Origin of the sequence: Dickeya sp. CFBP 2040, from assembly GCF_012273755.1 — a bacterium.
Classification (GTDB): Bacteria; Pseudomonadota; Gammaproteobacteria; order Enterobacterales; family Enterobacteriaceae; genus Dickeya; species Dickeya poaceiphila.
Genome location: NZ_JAAVXH010000113.1, coordinates 152,498 through 174,458 on the forward strand (window position 1 = coordinate 152,498; position 21,961 = coordinate 174,458).

The 21,961-nt window shown below is 53.5% G+C and carries 22 protein-coding genes; 20 read left to right on the forward strand and 2 right to left on the reverse strand.

Annotated features, from left to right (window positions below; genetic code table 11):
• Positions 1-79: 79 nt before the first annotated feature.
• The 10 genes from msrP to fis all read left to right on the forward strand — a co-directional run bounded on the left by msrP (position 80) and on the right by fis (position 8,677).
• Positions 80-1,081, forward strand: a complete 1,002-nt coding sequence (gene msrP, locus Dpoa2040_RS17525; protein ID WP_168642058.1) for a protein-methionine-sulfoxide reductase catalytic subunit MsrP — start codon at positions 80-82, stop codon at positions 1,079-1,081.
• Between the two features lie 63 nt (positions 1,082-1,144).
• Positions 1,145-1,744: a protein-methionine-sulfoxide reductase heme-binding subunit MsrQ gene (gene msrQ, locus Dpoa2040_RS17530; RefSeq protein ID WP_168642059.1), complete on the forward strand. Its 600-nt coding sequence runs from the start codon at positions 1,145-1,147 to the stop codon at positions 1,742-1,744.
• A gap of 239 nt (positions 1,745-1,983) precedes the next feature.
• The gene (aroQ, locus tag Dpoa2040_RS17535) at positions 1,984-2,436 is read left to right on the forward strand and encodes a type II 3-dehydroquinate dehydratase (protein ID WP_168642060.1); all 453 of its coding nucleotides are present in this window, start codon (positions 1,984-1,986) and stop codon (positions 2,434-2,436) included.
• 35 nt (positions 2,437-2,471) lie between these two features.
• Positions 2,472-2,936: an acetyl-CoA carboxylase biotin carboxyl carrier protein gene (gene accB / locus Dpoa2040_RS17540; protein WP_168642061.1), complete on the forward strand. Its 465-nt coding sequence runs from the start codon at positions 2,472-2,474 to the stop codon at positions 2,934-2,936.
• 11 nt (positions 2,937-2,947) lie between these two features.
• The gene (accC, locus tag Dpoa2040_RS17545) at positions 2,948-4,291 is read left to right on the forward strand and encodes an acetyl-CoA carboxylase biotin carboxylase subunit (RefSeq protein ID WP_042867883.1); all 1,344 of its coding nucleotides are present in this window, start codon (positions 2,948-2,950) and stop codon (positions 4,289-4,291) included.
• Positions 4,292-4,473: 182 nt separating this feature from the next.
• Positions 4,474-4,716, forward strand: coding sequence for a YhdT family protein (locus Dpoa2040_RS17550; protein ID WP_042867881.1), 243 nt, complete (start codon positions 4,474-4,476; stop codon positions 4,714-4,716).
• Positions 4,706-6,157 (forward strand): sodium/pantothenate symporter, encoded by a 1,452-nt coding sequence (gene panF, locus Dpoa2040_RS17555; RefSeq protein WP_168642062.1) that lies wholly within the window; start codon positions 4,706-4,708, stop codon positions 6,155-6,157. The genes Dpoa2040_RS17550 and panF overlap by 11 nt, the downstream gene beginning before the upstream one ends.
• 14 nt (positions 6,158-6,171) lie before the next feature.
• Positions 6,172-7,059: a 50S ribosomal protein L11 methyltransferase gene (gene prmA / locus Dpoa2040_RS17560; RefSeq protein WP_168642063.1), complete on the forward strand. Its 888-nt coding sequence runs from the start codon at positions 6,172-6,174 to the stop codon at positions 7,057-7,059.
• Positions 7,060-7,391: 332 nt separating this feature from the next.
• Positions 7,392-8,357 (forward strand): tRNA dihydrouridine synthase DusB, encoded by a 966-nt coding sequence (gene dusB, locus Dpoa2040_RS17565; RefSeq protein WP_168642064.1) that lies wholly within the window; start codon positions 7,392-7,394, stop codon positions 8,355-8,357.
• Between the two features lie 23 nt (positions 8,358-8,380).
• Positions 8,381-8,677 carry a DNA-binding transcriptional regulator Fis gene (gene fis / locus Dpoa2040_RS17570; protein ID WP_012883002.1) on the forward strand — a complete coding sequence of 99 codons (297 nt, stop codon included), beginning with the start codon at positions 8,381-8,383 and terminating at the stop codon, positions 8,675-8,677.
• A gap of 86 nt (positions 8,678-8,763) precedes the next feature.
• On the opposite strand, the gene Dpoa2040_RS17575 is transcribed toward fis, so the two are convergent.
• Positions 8,764-9,543, reverse strand: coding sequence for an SDR family NAD(P)-dependent oxidoreductase (locus Dpoa2040_RS17575; protein ID WP_168642065.1), 780 nt, complete (start codon positions 9,541-9,543; stop codon positions 8,764-8,766).
• Positions 9,544-9,790: 247 nt separating this feature from the next.
• On the opposite strand from Dpoa2040_RS17575, the gene Dpoa2040_RS17580 reads away from it, so the two are divergent.
• Genes Dpoa2040_RS17580 through Dpoa2040_RS17595 form a run of 4 tightly spaced genes read left to right on the forward strand, consistent with a single transcriptional unit; the run spans position 9,791 to position 14,040 of the window.
• A complete protein-coding gene (locus Dpoa2040_RS17580; protein ID WP_246867326.1) occupies positions 9,791-10,423 on the forward strand; it encodes a molecular chaperone in 633 nt (210 codons plus the stop codon).
• Positions 10,416-12,713, forward strand: a complete 2,298-nt coding sequence (locus Dpoa2040_RS17585; RefSeq protein ID WP_168642066.1) for a molybdopterin-dependent oxidoreductase — start codon at positions 10,416-10,418, stop codon at positions 12,711-12,713. The genes Dpoa2040_RS17580 and Dpoa2040_RS17585 overlap by 8 nt, the downstream gene beginning before the upstream one ends.
• Entirely contained in the window at positions 12,710-13,264 is a 555-nt protein-coding gene (locus tag Dpoa2040_RS17590) for a 4Fe-4S dicluster domain-containing protein (protein ID WP_168642067.1), read from the forward strand. The genes Dpoa2040_RS17585 and Dpoa2040_RS17590 overlap by 4 nt, the downstream gene beginning before the upstream one ends.
• Before the next feature lie 2 nt (positions 13,265-13,266).
• The gene (locus Dpoa2040_RS17595; protein WP_168642068.1) at positions 13,267-14,040 is read left to right on the forward strand and encodes a DmsC/YnfH family molybdoenzyme membrane anchor subunit; all 774 of its coding nucleotides are present in this window, start codon (positions 13,267-13,269) and stop codon (positions 14,038-14,040) included.
• 95 nt (positions 14,041-14,135) lie between these two features.
• On the opposite strand, the gene Dpoa2040_RS17600 is transcribed toward Dpoa2040_RS17595, so the two are convergent.
• The gene (locus tag Dpoa2040_RS17600; RefSeq protein ID WP_168642069.1) at positions 14,136-15,278 is read right to left on the reverse strand and encodes an endonuclease/exonuclease/phosphatase family protein; all 1,143 of its coding nucleotides are present in this window, start codon (positions 15,276-15,278) and stop codon (positions 14,136-14,138) included.
• Between the two features lie 245 nt (positions 15,279-15,523).
• On the opposite strand from Dpoa2040_RS17600, the gene Dpoa2040_RS17605 reads away from it, so the two are divergent.
• The 6 genes from Dpoa2040_RS17605 to Dpoa2040_RS17630 all read left to right on the forward strand — a co-directional run bounded on the left by Dpoa2040_RS17605 (position 15,524) and on the right by Dpoa2040_RS17630 (position 21,598).
• Positions 15,524-16,294 carry an amino acid ABC transporter substrate-binding protein gene (locus Dpoa2040_RS17605; protein WP_168642070.1) on the forward strand — a complete coding sequence of 257 codons (771 nt, stop codon included), beginning with the start codon at positions 15,524-15,526 and terminating at the stop codon, positions 16,292-16,294.
• A gap of 27 nt (positions 16,295-16,321) precedes the next feature.
• On the forward strand, positions 16,322-16,987 hold the full coding sequence (locus Dpoa2040_RS17610; protein ID WP_042867870.1) for an amino acid ABC transporter permease: 666 nt from the start codon (positions 16,322-16,324) through the stop codon (positions 16,985-16,987).
• Positions 16,988-17,447: 460 nt separating this feature from the next.
• On the forward strand, positions 17,448-18,473 hold the full coding sequence (locus Dpoa2040_RS17615; protein ID WP_168642082.1) for an amino acid ABC transporter substrate-binding protein: 1,026 nt from the start codon (positions 17,448-17,450) through the stop codon (positions 18,471-18,473).
• A 72-nt stretch (positions 18,474-18,545) separates the two neighbouring features.
• Complete coding sequence (locus Dpoa2040_RS17620; RefSeq protein ID WP_168642071.1) at positions 18,546-19,724, forward strand: amino acid ABC transporter permease; 1,179 nt, start codon at positions 18,546-18,548, stop codon at positions 19,722-19,724.
• 15 nt (positions 19,725-19,739) lie between these two features.
• A complete protein-coding gene (locus Dpoa2040_RS17625) occupies positions 19,740-20,828 on the forward strand; it encodes an amino acid ABC transporter permease (RefSeq protein WP_168642072.1) in 1,089 nt (362 codons plus the stop codon).
• Positions 20,829-20,836: 8 nt separating this feature from the next.
• Positions 20,837-21,598, forward strand: coding sequence for an amino acid ABC transporter ATP-binding protein (locus Dpoa2040_RS17630; protein ID WP_042867866.1), 762 nt, complete (start codon positions 20,837-20,839; stop codon positions 21,596-21,598).
• The last annotated feature ends 363 nt before the right edge of the window (positions 21,599-21,961 follow it).

Consider the following 21,961-nt stretch of genomic DNA (forward strand, 5'->3'; position numbering starts at 1 on the left):
CTATCGCCATCGTTATCAGGGCGAGCATGAAACACGAATCCCCCAGACCGACATCAATAATCAAAAGTGGGAGTTCACCATGTCCAGACATCGCAAACTGACCGACGCCGATGTGACGCCGGAATCACTGTTCCACCAGCGCCGTACCGTTCTCAAGGCGCTGGGCCTTACTGCCGCCACGCTAAGCCTGCCTTGTGGCGCACACGCTGATCTCCTCAACTGGTTTAAGGGAAAACCGGCGCCTGCCGCGCCGCCCGGCAAACCCCTGACCTTCAACCAGCCGCCGCAGTGGCATCCGGAACTGGCGTTAACGCCGGAAGACAAGGTCACCGGCTACAACAATTTCTACGAGTTTGGGCTGGACAAAGCCGACCCTGCCGCCAACGCAGGAGGGCTTAAGACCGAGAGTTGGAAAGTACGGATTGACGGCGAAGTCGCCAAACCTATAACGCTGGACATCGACGATATTCGCCGCCGTTTTGCACTGGAAGAGCGCATCTACCGTTTTCGCTGCGTCGAAGCCTGGTCGATGGTGATCCCATGGGTCGGATTCGAATTAGCACAATTGATAAAACTGGCCGAACCCACCAGTAACGCCCGTTATGTTGCGTTCCAGACGCTCTATGACCCGGCGCAAATGCCCGGTCAAAAAGACAGCTTTATGGGGGGTGGTCTCGACTATCCCTATGTCGAGGGGTTGCGTCTGGACGAAGCCATGCACCCGTTAACCTTGCTGGCGGTCGGCGTATACGGCAAGACCTTGCCGCCGCAAAACGGCGCGCCGATACGGCTGGTTACGCCATGGAAATACGGCTTCAAGAACATAAAATCCATCGTGCATATCCGTCTGACGCAACAACAACCCCCTTCAACCTGGAATCTGGCCGCACCTAATGAGTATGGGTTTTATGCCAACGTCAACCCGAATGTTGATCATCCTCGCTGGTCGCAGGCCAGCGAACGGGTCATCGGTGCTGGCGGATTGTTGGACGTTCAACGCCAGCCCACGCTACTGTTCAACGGTTATGCCGATCAGGTTGCCTCGCTGTATCAGGGGTTGGATTTACGGGCAAACTTCTGAGAAAAGTCAGGTATCCCATGATGACGGCTCTGGTTTTTTTTCCATCAACAGGAAAGCGACGATATGCGTCTAGCCTCCCGACACATCACGGCCCTGAAAGCGGTGCTCCATCTGGCGGCGTTCCTGCCGCTACTCTGGCTGGTGTTCGCCGTTAATCAGGGCGCGTTCAGCGCCGATCCGGCAAAAGATATCCAGCATTTTACCGGCACAATGGCGCTGAAATGGTTACTGGCGACGCTAATGGTGACGCCGCTGGCACGCTACGGTAAACAACCGCTGCTGATTCGCTGTCGCCGTCTGCTGGGGCTGTGGTGTTTTGCCTGGGCCAGCCTGCATCTGCTCAGTTATGCGTTGCTGGAGTTGGGGATTAATCACCTCGATTTGCTGGGAAAAGAAGTGCTTCTGCGCCCCTACCTGACGCTCGGCATGGCAAGCTGGCTGATACTGCTAGTATTGACGCTAACCTCCACCCAGTCAGCACAGCGAAAATTGGGGTCAGGCTGGCAAAAGCTGCACAATCTCATTTATCTGGCCGCGATCTTAGCCCCGGTTCATTATCTCTGGTCAGTAAAATCGCTTTCGCCATTGCCGATCATGTACGTTTCCGTTGCCGTCATTTTGCTGCTTTTTCGCTACAAGAAACTGCGTCGATGGCGTCATTAATCGGCAATATCAGCGCGAATCCGACGGTATTTTCAGCGCTATTTCGTAAAATTTTGTCAATAACGCCGTGGGTAACTCCGCAGATAAGACCAGTATTTTGCTGCCAACGGCTACGATATGGCTATAATGTTAAAACCCTGCGAATGAAAACGGATATTTTCACTCCGCAGAGGGTGACAAACGGATAGCTTCGCGTTATGTTGTGCGCCACTGAGCCAATCGAGGGAGATAGCAGCACAATGGCAGACAAGTTTCACATTTTGCTCCTTAACGGTCCAAACCTGAATCTGCTGGGAACACGTGAGCCGGATAAATACGGTCATGTGACACTGGCGGAGATAGTAAGCCGACTGGAGCAGAATGCGGCAGCGCTGAACGTGCGTCTTTCCCACCTGCAGTCGAATGCGGAACATGAGCTGATTGACCGTATCCATCAGGCCAGAGGAAACACCGATTTCATTCTGATTAACCCGGCAGCATTTACCCACACCAGTGTGGCGCTGCGGGATGCCCTGCTGGCGGTCGCCATCCCGTTTATCGAAATCCACCTGACCAACGTGTACGCACGTGAACCCTTCCGCCACCACTCCTACTTGTCAGATGTATCGGCTGGGGTGATCTGCGGCCTGGGCGCAGATGGATACCATTATGGTTTACAGACGGCAGTAAAACGCCTGTCAACACCCAACTAACCGTTTCCAATTAACAAGAGTACGGAACCACATTCATGGATATTCGTAAAATCAAGAAACTGATCGAACTGGTTGAAGAATCTGGCATCGCCGAACTGGAAATCTCCGAAGGCGAAGAGTCCGTGCGTATCAGCCGTGCCCCGGCACCGGGCAGCTACCCGGTGATGCAACAGGCCTACGCGCCGATGCCGCAGCAGTTCGCACCAGCCGCCGCTCCGGCAGCCGCGCCAGCCGCAGCAGAAGCCGCCGCACCGGCAGCCATCAGCGGCCACATGGTACGTTCGCCGATGGTCGGCACCTTCTATCGCACGCCAAGTCCGGACGCGAAACCCTTCGTGGAAGTCGGCCAGCAGGTGAAAGTAGGTGATACCCTGTGCATCGTTGAAGCTATGAAAATGATGAACCAGATCGAAGCGGACAAAGCGGGCGTGGTGAAAGCCATTCTGGTTGAAAGCGGCCAGCCGGTCGAGTTTGACGAGCCACTGGTTGTCATCGAATAACGAGGCTTACCATGCTAGATAAAATTGTCATCGCCAACCGTGGTGAGATTGCGTTGCGTATTTTGCGTGCCTGTAAAGAGCTAGGCATCAAAACTGTCGCAGTGCATTCCACGGCGGACCGCGATCTGAAACACGTATTGCTGGCGGACGAAACCGTGTGTATCGGCCCGGCTCCGTCGCCAAAAAGCTACCTGAATATTCCAGCTATCATTGCGGCGGCGGAAATTACCGGTGCGGTGGCTATCCACCCCGGTTACGGTTTCCTGTCTGAAAATGCCGATTTCGCTGAGCAGGTTGAGCGTTCCGGTTTCATTTTCATCGGTCCGCGTGCCGACACTATCCGCCTGATGGGCGACAAAGTGTCTGCTATCAGCGCGATGAAGAAAGCTGGCGTTCCCTGCGTACCGGGTTCTGACGGCCCGTTGGGCGACGACATGGATAAGAATCGCGCTATCGGCAAGCGCATTGGCTATCCGGTCATTATCAAAGCCTCTGGCGGCGGCGGCGGTCGCGGTATGCGCGTCGTGCGTAGCGAAAAAGATCTGGAGCAATCCATCGCTATGACCCGTGCGGAAGCCAAAGCGGCGTTCAACAACGACATGGTCTACATGGAAAAATTCCTGGAAAATCCACGTCACGTGGAAATCCAGGTACTGGCCGACGGCCAGGGCAACGCCATCTATCTGGCGGAGCGTGACTGTTCCATGCAGCGCCGTCACCAGAAAGTGGTCGAAGAGGCGCCAGCGCCGGGCATTACCGCCGATCTGCGTCGCTATATCGGCGAACGCTGCGCCAAGGCGTGTGTGGACATCAACTACCGCGGCGCCGGTACCTTCGAATTCCTGTTTGAGAACGGCGAGTTCTATTTCATCGAAATGAACACCCGTATTCAGGTCGAACACCCGGTAACCGAAATGATCACCGGTGTGGACCTGATCAAAGAACAGTTGCGCATTGCTGCGGGTCAGCCGCTGTCCATCAAGCAGGAAGAAGTGAAAGTACGTGGTCACGCGGTGGAATGCCGTATCAACGCCGAAGACCCGAATACCTTTATGCCGAGTCCGGGTAAAATCACCCGTTTCCACGCACCGGGCGGTTTTGGCGTACGTTGGGAATCGCATATTTACGCCGGTTACACCGTACCGCCGCATTACGATTCGATGATCGGCAAACTGATCACGTACGGTGAAAGCCGCGATATCGCCATTTCCCGTATGAAGAATGCGCTGGCTGAGCTGATCATTGATGGCATCAAGACCAATGTGGAATTGCAGATGCGCATCATGTCCGACGAAAACTTCCAGCATGGTGGCACCAACATCCACTATCTGGAGAAGAAACTCGGTCTGCAGTAATCCTCCGCACGGATAAAACGGGTCGGCCTGCGTCGGCCCGTTTTTGTTTACCCACAACTCACCGCGTTCTACACCACTACACCAATTTTTCGCTGGGCAATTGGCTGACATGCCGTAAAATCCCCTGTTTTGTGTCATCCATACACATGCGCTCGAATTCCTGCAGGACTTAAGGGGAAATCATGGATAAACGCTTTCTTCAGGCCCACCGCGAAGCCCGCTGGTCACTGATACTGACGCTGGCCTATCTGCTAGCCTGGGTACTTTTTGCCTATTTGCCCGACAACCGCCCTGGCCCGACCGGCTTGCCGCACTGGTTCGAACTGGCTTGTCTGGCGCTGCCGCTGTTGTTCATCGGTCTGTGCTGGCTGATGGTTCGCGTCATCTTTCGCGATATTTCACTGGAGAATCACGATGCAGAGTGATGTCATCCTGCCGCTGATTGCTTATCTGTTACTGGTGTTTGGTCTGTCGGTCTATGCCTGGCGGCGTCGCCAACAAGGTAATTTTCTCACCGAATACTTTATCGGCAATCGCTCGATGGGCGGTTTCGTGCTGGCGATGACGCTGATAGGCACCTATGTCAGCGCCAGCTCGTTTATTGGCGGTCCCGGCGCGGCCTACAAATACGGGCTGGGCTGGGTACTGTTATCGATGATTCAGGTACCAACCATGCTGTTGTCGCTGAGCATTCTCGGTAAGAAATTTGCGATTCTGGCCCGCCGCTACAACGCTATCACCCTTAATGACATGCTCTATGCCCGTTACGGCAGCCGCCTGCTGGTCTGGTTTGCCAGCCTGAGCCTGCTGGTGGCGTTTATCGGCGCGATGGCGGTGCAATTCATCGGCGGCGCTCGACTGCTGGAGACGGTAGCCCACGTGCCCTATAACGTCGGGCTGTTGATTTTCGGCATTACCATCCTGCTCTACACCGCGTTCGGCGGCTTTCGCGCCAGTGTGCTCAACGATGCTCTGCAGGGTATCGTGATGCTGGTAGGCACACTGTTGCTACTGGCTGGCGTGATCTACACAGCAGGCGGCTTGCCTGCTGCCGTCGGCAAACTGGCGCAGATCAACCCGGCGCTGGTCGATCCGCACGGCAGCAATCAGATCCTGTCCGCACCGTTCATGACGTCATTCTGGGTGTTGGTATGTTTCGGCGTGATCGGCCTGCCCAATACCGCCGTGCGCTGCATTTCTTACCGTGACAGCAAGGCGCTGCACCGTGGCATCATGATCGGGACGATTGTCATCAGCGTGCTGATGCTGGGTATGCATCTGGCTGGCGCATTGGGGCGCACTATTCTGCCGAACCTGACTATTCCGGATCAGGTGTTGCCAGAACTGATGCTCACCGTGCTGCCACCGCTGGCCGCCGGGATCTTCCTCGCTGCACCGACCGCCGCCATCATGTCGAACATTAATGCGCATTTGTTGCAGGCTTCCGCAACGATCGTGAAAGATCTCTACCTGAGCCTCTATCCTCAAAAGATAAACAACGAGCGCTATATCCGCCATCTGTCCAGTTTCACCACCCTGCTACTCGGCTTGCTGGTATTGCTGGCATCATGGCGGCCACCTGAAATGATCATCTGGCTGAACCTGCTGGCGTTTGGCGGGCTGGAAGCGGTGTTCCTGTGGCCATTGGTGCTGGGCCTCTACTGGGAACGCGCCAACGCCGCTGGCGCGCTGAGTTCGATGTTCGGCGGTGCCATTAGCTATACACTGCTCGCCAGCTTCAACATCCAGATGGCCGGTTTTCATCCGATTGTGCCATCGCTGCTATTAAGCCTGATGGCGTTTATTCTCGGTAACCGTATGGGTCGCCAGCCCACGCCTGCGGTTGCCGCATCTTCATCACTTTAAGGTCAGAGGCTGCTATGCCGTGGATTCAATTAAAAATCAATACATCCGGTGCACACGCGGAGCAATTAGGCGACGCACTGTCTGAAAGCGGCGCCGTCTCGGTTACGTTTCAGGACACCCATGACACGCCGGTGTTTGAACCCCTGCCGGGTGAAACCCGCCTGTGGGGCGATACCGATGTCATCGGCCTGTACGACGCCGAAACCGATATGGTTGAGGTGGTTGCCATGCTGGAACACGAACCGCTGCTCGGCACCGGTTTCCAGCACAAAATCGAGCAACTGGAAGATAAGGACTGGGAGCGGGAATGGATGGAAAACTTCCATCCGATGCAATTCGGCAACCGACTGTGGATTTGCCCAAGCTGGCGTGATGTGCCGGACCCAAACGCAGTTAACGTGATGCTTGACCCCGGTCTGGCGTTTGGCACCGGCACCCACCCCACCACTTCGCTGTGCCTGCAATGGCTCGACGGGTTGGACCTAAACGGCAAAACCGTCATCGATTTCGGCTGCGGCTCCGGCATTCTGGCGATTGCCGCGCTGAAACTCGGTGCTGCCCACGCTATCGGTATCGATATCGACCCACAAGCCATTCAGGCCAGCCGCGACAACGCGCAACGTAACGGCGTATCTGAACGTCTGGAACTGTTCCTGCCGAAGGATCAGCCCAAAGACTTGTCTGCTGATGTGGTGGTCGCCAACATTCTGGCTGGTCCGCTGCGCGAACTGGCGCCGCTTATCAGCGTGCTACCGAAGGCTGGCGGCCATCTCGGCCTGTCCGGTATTCTGGCCTCACAGGCACAGAGTGTGGCACAAGCCTATGAAGCGCAATTCCAGCTCGACCCGGTAGCGGAGAAGGAAGAGTGGTGCCGCATTACCGGCATCTGCAAACCAGTCTGACCTGTTACTTTCACCTGCCGGAACATCACGGTTTCGGCAGGTATCTCATATGGATATTTCGTTGGACAAACGTACTGTCATTGCCATCAATCACTATTTCTATGCGATGAAACAGCATATTCAGGCAGATGTTTAATTTCCCCGCCATGTTCATAAAATCAGCAATAAAAACATAACATCATGTAAATAAAGGAAAAATAAAATCATTGCAAAAGCAATGCAGCATTTCATTGATCTGTTCCGCTCAATTGCTCAAAGTTTGGCCTTTCCTATCGCGTAAAAAATGCGTAATATACGCGCCCTTGCAGGCACAGTATGGTCACTCTTTGTCTATGCGCATTGGACAATTTCAGCTTCCCAATCGTTTGATTGCTGCCCCGATGGCAGGCGTAAGTGATCGCCCTTTTCGGGCGCTCTGTCACGCGATGGGCGCTGGAATGACGGTCTCCGAGATGCTCTCTTCCAATCCGGAAGTGTGGCGTTCGGACAAGTCTCGGCTGCGTATGGTACATAGCGATGAGCCAGGTATTCGAGCGGTACAGATAGCCGGCGGCGATCCACACGAGATGGCGGACGCGGCCAGAATCAACGCTGAAAACGGTGCGCAGGTCATCGACATCAACATGGGATGTCCGGCCAAGAAGGTCAACCGCAAGATGGCCGGTTCGGCGCTGTTGCAGTATCCGGCGTTGGTCAAACAGATCCTGACGGCGGTGGTGAACGCCGTTGATGTACCGGTCACGCTGAAAATCCGTACCGGCTGGGCGCCAGAGCACCGTAACTGTGTAGAAATTGCCAAATTGGCTGAAGATTGTGGTATTCAGGCGCTGACCGTCCATGGACGTACGCGTGCGTGCCTGTTCAATGGCGCAGCGGAATACGACAGCATTCGGACAGTTAAGCAGAGTGTTTCCATTCCCATTATTGCGAATGGCGACATTACTGACCCGCGCAAAGCCAGAGCGGTTCTTGATTACACCGGGGCAGACGCCCTGATGATAGGACGAGCCGCTCAGGGAAGACCCTGGATCTTTCGGGAAATCCAGCATTATCTGGACACAGGGGAGTTGCTGCCGCCCCTGCCACTGGCAGAGGTCAAGCACTTGTTGATCGGGCATATACGGGAATTGCACGACTTTTATGGTCCAGGCAAGGGATTTCGTATAGCGCGTAAGCACGTGTCCTGGTATCTCCAGGAACATGCCCCAAACGACCAGTTTAGGCGCACATTCAACGCCATAGAGGACGCCGGCGAACAGCTGGAGGCGTTGAAGGCATATTTTGAAAATCTTGCGTAAACAGAAAAAGAGCTGACAGAACTATGTTCGAACAACGCGTGAATTCTGACGTACTGACCGTTTCCACTGTAAACTCTCAGGCTCAGGTAACCCAAAAACCCCTGCGCGACTCGGTTAAACAGGCACTGAAGAACTATTTCGCTCAACTGAATGGTCAGGACGTGAATGACCTGTATGAGCTGGTACTGGCTGAAGTAGAACAGCCGCTGTTGGACATGGTGATGCAGTACACCCGCGGCAACCAGACCCGCGCCGCCCTGATGATGGGCATCAACCGCGGCACGCTGCGTAAGAAACTGAAAAAATATGGCATGAACTGATACTCATCCGTTCATCTCTGAAGAAAGGCGCTTCCTTCACGGTAAGCGCCTTTTTTATTGACGGTATCACACCGTAAGCCTGCGGTTTACAGACACGAGCCTCCTGACGCATCCAACACCTGCCCCGTTATCCAACGGGCATCCGCCGAGGCGAGAAACACCGCCACCGCCGCGACGTCCTGCGGTTGACCAAGACGCGAGAAAACGGAATAACGCTCCGCTTTCTGGCGAATGGCCGCATCCTCCAGCATCGTTTTCACCATCTCGGTTTCCGTCACACCGGGTGCAATCGCATTAACAGTAATATGGCGTGTGCCGTATTCCGGTGCCAGCGAGAGGGTCAGGACATTAATGGCACCTTTTGACGCGGCATATACCGCCCGGTTGGCTGCCGCAATTCGGGTACGGGCAGAAGAGATGTTGATAATGCTCCCCCCGAAACGCAGATACGGCCCGGCCGACTGGATCAAGAAAAACGGGGCTGTCACGTTAATCGCCATGACCTTGTCGTACAGATCATCTGAGGTGTCTTCCACCGTCGCCAGAGGGGAAATACCAGCGTTATTAACCAGAATATCCAAGCCACCACCCCCAGCCTGCTCAAGCGCCTGGTGGAATCGCGCCCAGAGCGCCCGACTTTGTTGCTTCGGATCAACGGCGAAGTCAGCGGGTATCACCACCGCCTGCCCCCCCAGTTCTCTCACTCTTGCTGCTGTTTCCTGCGCTGCGTGTGAATCGTCAATATCATGAATACCAATAAAAGCGGCCCCCTCCGCCGCCAATCGTTCAACAATCGCTTTTCCAATGCCACGGGCACCACCCGTCACCAACGCGGTTTTACCTTCCACCCGATACTGATTTGTCATTCCCTTTTCTCCACTCTGCCGATTAGAAAACGCCCCTGTCGTCACACAGATAGCTTGTAATCGTGGTGGACTATTTAACGCACATCTTTTTTTCGCCCGCCAACGGCAAACTGTGATCACAATCGCATCAACAGATTATTATCGCGTCATCGATGAATATCAGTATAAACAATGTGGTTAATCAAAAAATGAACGATCCACATAGTTCTATAGTGTGATTATTCATCAGTACATGAGAACGCCCGTTATGAATACGCACACCCCCTCCTTTAGCGAAGAGAACCCTTCTGTGCCGTCTTCAATACCGGTTGCGCCTTTCTCCCGTGAGGAGTGGGTAACAATCGGCATATGCCTGCGTGATTATTTTGCGTTTCCGGTATCTGGCTCGCTGTCTTCGGTCTGTACCCGCCTTCACACCCTCTGTCAGCACCGGGTGAGGCTACCCGTTAACCTGACGCAGGATGACTGGCTGGAAATCGAGTATGACTTTAACCGCCTGTTCGTCGGCCCGATGGCGCTGCCAGCGCCACCTTATGCCGGTATTTATCTGCATGCAGAGCCGCAAATGATGGGGAAATGTACGCTGGAAGTCCGTCAGCTGTACCACCAACTCGGGTATGAGGTACCGCAGGAGAATTGTCTTCCTGACGACCATATCGCTTACGAGATTGACGCCTGTTTACTGCTCTTTTCCTGTCTCTCTCCCACACCAGCACAGCATGACGCCCTGTACTGGCTGGTCCATGACCATCTGGGACAGTGGTTACCGCGTTTTATCGATCGCATCAACAACCATGCGCCAACACCGGTAATTTCATCGGTGGTCGACGTGCTATCGCTTTGGTTTTTCGATTTGCAATGGAGAACATCACATGCGTGACACCCCCAATTCCCCCGACAGACGGCGATTTATAAAAACACTCGCCATTACTGGTGTTGCGGCCAGCTTACCCGGTGGCTTGTTACTGCCTCGTCAAGCTAGTGCACAAGCGCCTATTCCTTACAACCCGAACAGCTATACGATTTTCCGGAACTCATGTCCGCGAAACTGCTATGACACGTGTAGCCTGAAAACCTATGTGAAAGATGGCGTTATCGCCTACATTGACGGCGCAAAAGAGTCTACCTTCACCCACGGAATGCCTTGCCTTAAAGGGCTCACCTACCCTCGCCGCGTCTACAGCCCTGACCGGATCAAATACCCGATGATTCAGGATGGCCGCGGCTCAGGAAAATGGCGTCGCATCTCCTGGGACGAAGCGATGGAGCGTATCGCCAACAAGATCCTGGAAATCAAAAAGAAAGACGGCTCACTACTGGGTCTGGCGCTCACCAAATATTCAGGAAACCTCGGCATCCTCAACTATGGCGTTGAAGGCATGATGTCCTCGCTGGGCTACACCACCCGCTTTGTCGGTACGCCGTGCTGGCCCGCTGGTATTGATGCCCAGAGCTACGACATGGGCGATATGTGGTGCAACGACCCTGAAGATTTGGCCAAATCCAAATACATCATTGTCTGGGGTGCTAACCCAGCCTGGTGCTCCCTGCACAGTATGAAATACCTCTATCAGGCGCGGGAGCGCGGAGCCAAAGTGGTGGTCATCGACCCCATTTTGACCCAGACCGCCGCCAAAGCGGATCTGTACTTACGGATCCGCCCCGCTTCCGACGGCGCACTGGCGCTGGGTATGGCACGACATCTGCTGGATAACGGGCTGGTTGATAACGAATTTGTCACGCAATATTCGCTGGGGTTCCCAGAGTTTGCGCAATACCTGCGGGAAAATGTCACGGTTGAATGGGCATCTGAACAATGTGGCTTGCCCGCACAGACAATTCGTCAGCTTGCAGAAGAATTTACTGCCGTCAAACCCGCGACAATCTGGATAGGCTACGGTATGCAGCGGCACATCAATGGCGGTGCCAATGTGCGAGCCATTGACGCACTGGTCGCCATGAGCGGCAACATCGGTCTGGAGGGCGGTGGCGCTCGCTACGGCCACCTCTACACCTGGGGGTTCAACTACCACGCCATGATGCAGAAACAACCCGCCGGTTCTGTCGGTTTTACTGGCCAGAGCGGGCCTAAAGGGGAGTTCGACTTCGGCGCTAAAGAAGCATCCAGCTATACTGATCGCAGCCTGAATATCAATAAAACCGCACAATCGATACTGGATACCAACGATCCGCCGATTCGCATGCTATGGGTGTCTTGCAAAAACCCACTCTCCCAGGATTTCGACCATAACAAGATGTTGAAAGCCTTCAATAAACTGGAGATGGTGGTCTGCGTAGACCAATTCTTCAATCAGACTGTGGAACAGGCCGATATCGTGTTACCGGCTACCACACAGATGGAAGAATGGAATATCTCGGTATCGTATTGGCACTACTGGCTGACTATCAATCAGCCAGCGATTAAACCGATGTACGAGTGCAAATCCGACCTGGACATCGCCGCTGCGCTTTCGCGCACCATGAACCGATTATCTCCCGGCTCCTGCACCTTCCCACAGGATATTGACGGCAAAGAATGGGTGGCAAAAGAGTTTAACGACAGTATCTACAAGCTGTTTGGTATCTCGTCATGGGAAACGTTGTTGGATGGTCCGGTCAAAGCCAAACTTCCACACTCTGCAGCCTGGCATGATCGCAAGTTCAAGACGCCGTCCGGCAAATACGAATTTACATCGGCATTGTGTAAGGAGAATGGTCATACCCTGCTGCCCGAGTACCGGCCAGGAAGAGAGAAACATTTACCGTTCCAGCTCTTTACCCCCCACACGCTATACGGCCTGCATTCTCAGTTCATCAATCTGGACTGGATGCAGGTCTTCTACCCGGAACCTTTTGTCTACCTCCACCCGGTAGCGGCCCAACAAAAAGGTATCCGTGAACTCGATTGGGTACGCGTCTTTAATGGCATCGGCGACGTCACCGTCAGAGCCAGACTGACCACCAACGTACCGCAAGACATGCTGCTGATGTACGAGGCCTGGTTTAACAAACAAGCGTTTAACGTACAAAACGTCGTCGATGATACCTCATCAGATATGGGAAAAATGAAGACGGGTGCGCCGGGCTCCGCCATTCACTGTCAGTTCGCTGATATCACCTTAACGTCGGCACCGGCGCAAAGCAGAGTGATGGGAGGAACCAGAGCATGAGACGCGCATTCCTGGTCGATAGTGAAAAATGTATTGGGTGCCGTGGCTGCGCCATGGCCTGTAAAAGTTTTAATCAGTTAGAGCCGGACCTGTTCTGGCGCTATGTCTACCCACTGGGAAAATCCATCTACCCTCACGAAGAGAGGGCTTTTTATTCTCTGGCGTGCAATCACTGCGAGCATCCAGCCTGTCTGGATGCCTGCCCGGTCGAAGCCTATACCAAGCGTGAAGACGGCATTGTGGTGCACGACCCGGCGCGCTGCATCGGTTGCAAAAACTGCCTGCGCAGTTGCCCCTACGGTGCCCCTAAATTCAACGAAGTCACCCACAAAGCCGAAAAATGCAGCATGTGCTATGAGCGGTTGGATGTGGGGTTACAGACAGCCTGCATTGAAGCCTGTCCGGTGGGCGCATTAACCATGATAGACCTGGACAAACAGGCCGTTCCCGCCAACGCTGTACAATACCCACCGGGCTACCCGGTCATGTCATCGCTGAACCCTGGAACGCGTTTCATCATGCCTCGTACGCCAAAACAGGCTGGAGAATAATCATGGAACACTATGAGCTACCTTTGGTTTTCTTTACATCACTAAGCCAAACCGCTGTTGGCATGGCGCTGTTTCTGGCCTGGCGGCGTCTGTGCGATCACGCGGTGCCACAACGCAAAGCCTGGTTCATCACCGGCGTGGTGCTAGCCGTGTCATTGATTGGCGCGACCTTCCATCTGGCAGACCCGTTGCACGGTTATAACGCCTTTATCAATCTCAAGCATTCATGGCTTAGCCGGGAAATTCTGGCGGCAATACTCTTTGCTGCCACTATCGCACTGGCACTGTTGACCGATGGAAAACAGGTGACGGTGATAGCGACCGCCGTAATGGGGATCATGCTGGTGATTGTGCAGGGGCTGACCTACGCAGCACCTGCGATGATCGCTATCAACAATGGACTCCCCATGATTTTATATTTGCTGACGGCCTGGGTGATGGGCGCGGCGGCCCTCCCGCTACTGGATAAAACGTCGGCCATTTCGCCCCTGCGTCACGGATTAACGTTGCTGATTCTGGCACTGATCGCCGCACCGTTAATCTGGCGTAGTGGCGGAACCATCATGCGTATGACATCAGAGCAATGGGAGTCATCGCCATTTTTCTGGTGTGGGTTAGTCTGTTTTATCATTGCATTCGGCTTATCCTGCCAGCGGCAAAAAACAGTCGTCTCCGTCGCAACGGTCGTGATTGCGCTGCTGGGTATCTTACTGAGTCGACTGACATTCTTTGGCGATACCATCAGTACCATCATCAACATCGGACAGCCTTACTGACAGAGAAAACACAGCGAACACCTACAGACGACACTGACAAAAAACAACGGGCCTTCCAAAAAGCGGGCCCGTTGGTTTCTCAGTACTCATCCCGCTCAGTCCAGATCACATTCCACCCATATAGCGGCGTGATCCGAGGCGGCAGTATCCCAGGAGGTAACCGTCGGGAACGGCGTCACCGGCTCCGCCCCTTCTTTCGCGGCAATATTGTCGATGTTATAGATACCGCGCCGCTCAATGCCCCAGTCGACCTTTGCCTGATGTAACGGCGTGGAAATGAAAATATAGTCCAGTTGGTTCAAACGCTCGCCAGACTTACCGCCGGAGAAGTAATAGGTATAGCGTGCTGTTTCCGGCAAAGCAGGATCGACCACCGGGTGCAAATCCGGCACGGAAAACAGCGGCACCAGGCTGTGCCAAGGGTTGGCGCTATCCTCGTTTAAGTCCCCCATCACCACCACATACTCTTGCTGCAGGTTGTATCCGCGCACGATGTCAGCCACACGCTCCGCCTGAGCATGCCGCCGTCTGGCAGACCGCTCGCGTTCCTCATCGTTACGCCCATTCTGGCTTTTGAAGTGGTTACACAGCACATGCACCGGCTGCGTCAGGCCAACATCAACCGTCACTTCCAGACAATCACGGCTAAACAGCGGGGAAAACGACGCGCTGGTATCAAAAATGTGGGTGCGTAGTTGGGTAATGTGGTGGCGCGTCAGGCAGGCCACATCAATACCACGCGGATCATTCGGACTGTCGATCATGACATACTGGGCAAAGGCCTGGTCTGCCAGAATCTGCTGGTTGAAATCATGCAGCACCGCCATATTTTCCACTTCGGCCGCACACAGGATGTCAGCCTTCAGCGCGTTGATCACCATCCCGGTATTTTTTCGCTGCTGGTCGCTAAACGCCTCGGAACGAAAAACCAGCTCGCCTAACCAATCACCTCGCCCCCGGCAGCTTTTGTTAATCCGAAAGCCGGTCTTGCCAGCTTCACTTTTCCAGCTACCCAGCGAACCGCCATCAACACGCAGGTCGATATAAGGCTGGAGATTACTGGTCAGGGTAAAAACCCTCTCTTTCAAGGCATCGTCATATTTATCATTTTCCAGCAGCGTTTGTAGCTGGCGTACTTTTTCAAGCAGTTCACTGCTTTGCTGGGGGTCCGGTAGGTTAAGAATCGCGGTACGATGAAACAGGTTTTCGACGTTATAGCTGGCAAGTCTGAGCTTCATAGTTCCTCCTCAGGCAACAGACTGCGGCGGGAAAGCACAAGTCTGGCAACCGATTGTTACCACCGTATATCACGACCGCCCGTCACACCGACCTGTGACACGCTGTGGTAAAAAATACGGGTACTCACTATATTCATAGCAGATATAAGCCATGCCTTTATATACTTGGCAAATATCATGACATCACGTAAATTCGCAGAATTTCTGACTCAAAACGGCAACACTCATATCTGGCAGGAACAATGATGAAAAAATCTCGCTTAGCATTACTTACCGGCGCCTTACTGGTTACCAGCGTACTGGCTCAGGCTCAGGACGATCTCAGCGCCATCAAGGCCGCAGGTGTGATTAAATTCGGTACCGAAGGCACTTACGCGCCTTATACCTACCACGATGCTTCCGGCAAGCTGGTCGGCTTTGATGTGGATGTTGGCCGTGCGGTAGCGGAAAAACTGGGTGTAAAAGCGGAATTCGTCGAAGGTCGCTGGGATGGACTGATCGCGGGTGTGGACGCCAAACGTTATGACGCGGTTATCAACCAGGTGGGCGTAACCAAAGAACGTCAGGCGAAATATGACTTCTCCAAACCGTATATCGACTCCAAATCGGTACTGATCGTGCGTGGTGATAACACCAGCATCAAATCGTTCAACGATCTGAAAGGCCACAAATCCGCCCAAAGCCTGACCAGCAACTACTCCAAGTTGGCTACCAGCTACGGCGCAGAAATCGTACCGACCGACGGCTTCAACCAGTCGCTGGAACTGGTACTGAGCGGTCGTGCCGAAGCCACCCTGAACGATAACCTGTCATTCCTGGATTTCAAAAAACACAAGCCTGACGCCAATGTGAAAGTCATCGCCACCGCCGAAAGCGGCGACCCGTCTGCTATTCTGGTACGCAAGAACCAGCCGCAACTGGTGGACGCCCTGAACAAAGCGTTGGATCAAATCAAAGCAGACGGCACCTATAAGACGATTTCTGTGCGATACTTTGGACAAGATGTTTCCAAATAATGCATTGATATCGGAGCTATTATAGATATGCCATCATGGCTACAACTCATGGCAGACTCCTTCTGGAGTCTGCTTTCCGCTGGACTAACATTCACTGTTCCTCTCGCGATTCTTTCCTTTATTCTCGGTTTGATGCTCGGCGTATTGGTCGCACTGCTGCGCCTGTACGGTCCCAAACCGCTCAAAAAAATCTGCGACTTTTATGTGTGGGTGATTCGCGGCACACCGCTATTGGTGCAGCTATTTCTGATTTTCTATGGTTTGCCCAACGCCGGTATCACGCTGGATGCCTTCCCGGCAGCACTGATTGGCTTTAGCCTTAATGTCGGCGCATACAGTTCGGAAATCGTGCGCGGAGCCATTCTTTCCGTACCCAAAGGCCAGTGGAATGCCGCTTATTCGCTCGGTATGAGCGGTGCGCAAGCCATTCGCTGGGTAATCGTGCCGCAGTCGATATTTGTGTCACTGCCGCCGCTGGCTAACACCTTTATTTCGCTGGTCAAGGATACCTCGCTGGCTGCCGTGATCACGGTGCCTGAAATGTTTCTGGCCGCACAACGGATTGTATCGGTCACCTACGAGCCGCTGATTCTCTACATCGAAGCCGCGCTCATCTACCTGCTGTTTAGCACCGTACTGAGCAAGCTGCAGACCTGGCTGGAAAAATACTACCAGCGCCACATCGTACATTAATCATTCATTGCCAATAACCGATGGTAACCCGGTTTACGGGCCACTTTACTGTTCTATTCAACGCGGCCACGTGTCTGTGCGCCGCCATGAAGCACCCTGCACTAAAAAAGACAGCCTGACTGCCCATCATTGCTATCTCTGAGGCCATGGCAGCGCGTCAATCCCCTTGATTTACATGCAATGCACCGAATTGGTTCGAATAAATAACAATTACGCCATTTTGGTGCATTCCATGCCTTCGATTTATCTCTTCATACCCCACATTTGTCACTAACAGGCGCTGATACGATTTGGTTTCCTCCCCCAATAAGCATACTCACAAGCTGGCATCATTTTTGCTTTGTATCAGAGACGGCATGTTGTGTGCGCAACACAACACCGACAGACAGAGCAGGCGTAGCATGACTGCGCCAAACACAACAACAGCACACTACAATTACATTAGGCACATACGATGATTATGAAAAAAGTGATTATGTCCACGCTGGTTGCCAGCGCTTCACTGTTTGCCTTCATCAACCAGGCACATGCAGGCGCAACCCTTGATGCCATCCAGAAGAAAGGGTTCGTGCAGTGTGGTATCAGTGATGGGCTTCCTGGTTTCTCGTATGCCGATGCCAACGGCAAATACTCCGGTATCGACGTTGACGTCTGCCGTGGCGTCGCTGCTGCCATTTTTGGCGATGCCAATAAGGTCAAATTCACTCCGCTGACCGCCAAAGAGCGCTTCACCGCCCTGCAGTCTGGTGAGGTAGACTTGCTGTCCCGTAACACTACCTGGACCTCCTCCCGCGACGGCAGCATGGGCCTGCTGTTCACTGGTGTGACCTACTACGACGGTATCGGCTTCCTGGCCCATAACAAAGCCGGGCTGAAAAGCGCTAAAGAGCTGGACGGCGCCACTGTTTGTATTCAGGCAGGCACCGACACCGAACTGAACGTGGCCGACTACTTCAAGACCCACAACATGAAGTACACGCCGGTAACTTTTGACCGTTCTGACGAAAGCGCCAAAGCGCTGGATTCTGGTCGTTGCGATACGTTGGCTTCCGACCAGTCCCAGTTGTACGCCTTGCGTATCAAGCTGGGTAAACCGGCAGACTTCGTCGTACTGCCGGAAGTAATCTCCAAAGAACCGCTGGGACCGGTGGTACGCCGTGGCGATGAAGATTGGTTCGCCATCGTTCGCTGGACGCTGTTCGCCATGCTGAACGCAGAAGAAATGGGTATCACCTCGCAAAACGTTGACCAGATGACCGCCAAGCCGACTACTCCGGACATGGCACACCTGTTGGGCAAAGAGGGTAACTTCGGTAAAGACCTGAAACTGCCGGCTGACTGGGCGTATAAAATCGTTAAACAAGTCGGCAACTATGGCGAAGTGTTCGAACGTAACGTAGGTCAAGGCAGTGAGCTGAAAATCAAACGTGGCCTGAACGAGCTGTGGAACAAAGGCGGCATTCAGTACGCCCCTGCTGTTCGCTGATTCCTGACGAAAAACCGGGCACGTGCTGGAAACCAGACGTGCCCTTGCTTTATCCGTTACTGAGGCTCCAACATGCTGCAACGCCCAACCGTGAAAGGTGATTTATCACTGACTAATCCAGCGGTGCGCGCCTGGTTGTATCAAATCCTTGCTGTCGTCATCGTGGTGGTTGCCGCCGCTTATCTGCTGCACAATACCGTCACCAATCTTTCACAGCGCGGAATTACGTCAGGTTTTGCCTTTTTAAATAACAGCGCTGGCTTTGGCATTGTCCAGCACCTGATTGACTACGATCAGGATGACTCTTATGCCAGAGTCTTTGTCATTGGCCTGCTTAATACGTTGCTGGTTTCAGCGATTTGTATTATCTGCGCCTCACTACTGGGGTTTATCGTCGGTCTGGCACGGCTGTCTGATAACTGGCTGCTGCGTAAACTTTCAACAATTTACATCGAAACGTTTCGTAATATTCCGCCATTACTGCAAATTTTCTTTTGGTATTTTGCGGTATTACGCAATCTGCCAGGCCCACGTCAGGCAGTAAATGCTTTCGATACCTTTTTCCTTAGCAACCGTGGCCTGTATATTCCGGCTGCTGAGTTTGGCCCTGGAGCGCTCCCGTCGTTCCTCGTGCTGGTCGTCTCTATTGGCTATGGCATCGCCTTACATCGTCGCAACAATCGTTACCATGAACTAACCGGTCAACGACGTCGTTACTGGCCTATTCCTCTGACGATGCTGATTGTCTTGCTGGGCCTCTCTCACCTGATCTTTGGTCGGGCATTACACTGGGACTTTCCGGTTCTCAAAGGTTTTAACTTTAGCGGTGGTTTGGTGCTTATCCCTGAACTGGCAGCGTTGGCGCTGGCATTATCGGTGTATACCTCATCGTTTATCGCCGAAATCATTCGTTCAGGTATTCAATCAGTCTCTCGTGGGCAGCATGAAGCAGCCTTATCATTAGGGCTGCCTAAACCGGTGACATTACGCAAAGTCATTTTGCCTCAAGCGCTGCGCGTAATTATTCCACCATTGACCAGTCAGTATCTGAACGTGGTAAAAAACTCGTCGCTGGCTGCCGCCATCGGTTATCCGGATATGGTATCGCTGTTCGCAGGTACGGTGCTGAACCAGACTGGGCAAGCCATTGAAACCATTGCCATCACCATGTCGGTCTATCTGATTATCAGCCTGCTGATCTCATTACTGATGAACATCTATAACCGGAAAATCGCCTTAATTGAGCGCTAAAGGAACAGGATGACCATGACGACACACACACCATCCCATCCGACACGCATCAGCAGCGCTATCATCTGGGCGAAACAGAACCTGTTTTCCAATATCACCAATAGCCTACTGACCTTAGCTTGTCTCTGGTTGCTGTGGACCTTAATCCCACCGCTACTAAACTGGGCCATTCTCAAGGCTAACTGGATTGGCTCCAGTCGTGCAGATTGTACCAGCGACGGCGCGTGCTGGGTCTTCATTCATGCTCGATTCGAACAATTTATGTATGGGCTTTACCCACGTGAAGAACTCTGGCGCATCAATTTTGCACTGGTACTGGCGCTGCTGAGTATTCTGCCGATGTTCTGGCGCAACATGCCGCGTCGTGGACGTTACATCGCCATTTGGGGCGTTCTCTATCCGTTGATCGCCTGGTGGTTGCTATTCGGCGGTTTTGGCGGCCTGACACGTGTGGAAACCCGCCAATGGGGCGGCCTGACGCTGACCATCATTATCGCAGCAATCGGCATCGCGGGTGCGTTGCCGTTGGGGATCTTGCTGGCGCTGGGACGACGTTCCAACATGCCGGTGCTGCGTGCGCTATGCGTGATTTTCATCGAGTTCTGGCGCGGCGTACCGCTTATTACCGTGCTGTTCATGTCCTCCGTGATGCTGCCTTTGTTCCTGACGGAAGGCACCAACATCGACAAATTGCTGCGCGCGCTGGTTGGGGTCATTCTGTTCCAGTCAGCCTACGTGGCTGAAGTGGTACGTGGCGGCTTGCAGGCGCTGCCGAAAGGGCAATATGAAGCAGCGCAGTCTCTGGCTCTGGGGTACTGGCGTATGCAGGGGTTAGTGATCCTTCCTCAGGCACTAAAAATGGTGATCCCCGGCCTCGTCAACACCATTATCGCTCTGTTCAAGGACACTAGCCTGGTGATTATCATCGGCCTGTTCGACCTGTTTAGTAGTATCCAACAAGCAACGGTTGACCCGGCCTGGCTCGGCATGTCCACAGAAGGCTACGTCTTTGCTGCCATTATCTATTGGATCTTCTGCTTTAGCATGTCGCGCTATAGCCAGCATTTAGAAAAACGTTTTGATACTGGACATAAGTCCCATTGAGGTTATCCATGAACCAGGACACATTAACATCTTCTTCCGACTACATGATCACGCTGGAAAATGTGAATAAGTGGTATGGGCAGTTCCACGTACTGAAAGATATCAACCTGCAAGTAAAACAGGGTGAACGTATTGTGTTGTGCGGGCCATCAGGCTCCGGCAAATCAACCACGATCCGCTGTATCAACCATCTGGAAGAACATCAACAAGGTCGCATTACCGTAGATGGCATTGAGCTTAACCACGACAGCCGCAATATCGAAAAAATCAGAACCGAAGTGGGCATGGTATTCCAGCATTTCAACCTGTTCCCGCATCTGACCGTGCTGCAAAACTGCACATTAGCGCCGTGTTGGGTACGTAATACGCCCAAAAAAGAAGCCGAAGCGCTGGCCATGCATTATCTGGAACGTGTACGCATCGCCGCCCATGCTCATAAATATCCGGGCCAGCTTTCCGGCGGCCAGCAACAGCGTGTCGCCATCGCTCGCTCACTCTGCATGAAACCCAAGATCATGCTGTTTGACGAGCCAACATCAGCACTGGACCCTGAAATGGTAAAAGAGGTGCTGGATACCATGCTGGGACTGGCCGAAGATGGTATGACAATGCTGTGTGTGACGCACGAGATGGGCTTTGCCCGCACCGTAGCAGACCGGGTGATCTTCATGGATCAGGGTGAGATCGTCGAACAGGCTCCACCAGATGTTTTCTTCACGACGCCGAGATCGGAACGCACTCAAACTTTCCTGGCGCAAATTCTGCATTAATCCCCAGCCTTGTTCCTAAGCCCGCTCCATGCCGCGGGCTTTTTTACGCCCTAAACATCAGCAAATCGAAAGCGTTAAGTTTGGTATCGCTGTCTACACCAGCGTGCAGGCACCGATCAATCTTATGACACCAGGTTCATGGAAGAATTGTGTTTAAATCTCTTCCCTGCCGTGTCTGGATCTGAACCAGCCACCGCAGATTGCGGTATTTATCCGTGACTGGCTGTACCGGAAGGCGGCACGACCAGCAGATGACTGAATCACGCTTTCGCGCTTCTATTCATGCCAGGAGGATAAGCCCGGCAAAAGGGGATGAGCGGGGAAAAGAACGAGAACAGGAGAAGGAGAGACAGGCGCGGCCGG

Coding starts and splice junctions, on each gene's coding strand:
- Dpoa2040_RS17625 (WP_168642072.1), top strand. CDS start 19,740: ATGACGACACACACACCATCCCATCCGACACGCATCAGCAGCGCTATC.
- msrP (WP_168642058.1), top strand. CDS start 80: ATGTCCAGACATCGCAAACTGACCGACGCCGATGTGACGCCGGAATCA.
- dusB (WP_168642064.1), top strand. CDS start 7,392: ATGCGCATTGGACAATTTCAGCTTCCCAATCGTTTGATTGCTGCCCCG.
- prmA (WP_168642063.1), top strand. CDS start 6,172: ATGCCGTGGATTCAATTAAAAATCAATACATCCGGTGCACACGCGGAG.
- msrQ (WP_168642059.1), top strand. CDS start 1,145: ATGCGTCTAGCCTCCCGACACATCACGGCCCTGAAAGCGGTGCTCCAT.
- Dpoa2040_RS17595 (WP_168642068.1), top strand. CDS start 13,267: ATGGAACACTATGAGCTACCTTTGGTTTTCTTTACATCACTAAGCCAA.
- Dpoa2040_RS17590 (WP_168642067.1), top strand. CDS start 12,710: ATGAGACGCGCATTCCTGGTCGATAGTGAAAAATGTATTGGGTGCCGT.
- fis (WP_012883002.1), top strand. CDS start 8,381: ATGTTCGAACAACGCGTGAATTCTGACGTACTGACCGTTTCCACTGTA.
- aroQ (WP_168642060.1), top strand. CDS start 1,984: ATGGCAGACAAGTTTCACATTTTGCTCCTTAACGGTCCAAACCTGAAT.
- accC (WP_042867883.1), top strand. CDS start 2,948: ATGCTAGATAAAATTGTCATCGCCAACCGTGGTGAGATTGCGTTGCGT.
- Dpoa2040_RS17620 (WP_168642071.1), top strand. CDS start 18,546: ATGCTGCAACGCCCAACCGTGAAAGGTGATTTATCACTGACTAATCCA.
- Dpoa2040_RS17600 (WP_168642069.1), bottom strand. CDS start 15,278: ATGAAGCTCAGACTTGCCAGCTATAACGTCGAAAACCTGTTTCATCGT.
- Dpoa2040_RS17580 (WP_246867326.1), top strand. CDS start 9,791: ATGAATACGCACACCCCCTCCTTTAGCGAAGAGAACCCTTCTGTGCCG.
- Dpoa2040_RS17630 (WP_042867866.1), top strand. CDS start 20,837: ATGAACCAGGACACATTAACATCTTCTTCCGACTACATGATCACGCTG.
- Dpoa2040_RS17605 (WP_168642070.1), top strand. CDS start 15,524: ATGAAAAAATCTCGCTTAGCATTACTTACCGGCGCCTTACTGGTTACC.
- Dpoa2040_RS17585 (WP_168642066.1), top strand. CDS start 10,416: ATGCGTGACACCCCCAATTCCCCCGACAGACGGCGATTTATAAAAACA.
- panF (WP_168642062.1), top strand. CDS start 4,706: ATGCAGAGTGATGTCATCCTGCCGCTGATTGCTTATCTGTTACTGGTG.
- Dpoa2040_RS17550 (WP_042867881.1), top strand. CDS start 4,474: ATGGATAAACGCTTTCTTCAGGCCCACCGCGAAGCCCGCTGGTCACTG.
- Dpoa2040_RS17615 (WP_168642082.1), top strand. CDS start 17,448: ATGAAAAAAGTGATTATGTCCACGCTGGTTGCCAGCGCTTCACTGTTT.
- accB (WP_168642061.1), top strand. CDS start 2,472: ATGGATATTCGTAAAATCAAGAAACTGATCGAACTGGTTGAAGAATCT.
- Dpoa2040_RS17610 (WP_042867870.1), top strand. CDS start 16,322: ATGCCATCATGGCTACAACTCATGGCAGACTCCTTCTGGAGTCTGCTT.
- Dpoa2040_RS17575 (WP_168642065.1), bottom strand. CDS start 9,543: ATGACAAATCAGTATCGGGTGGAAGGTAAAACCGCGTTGGTGACGGGT.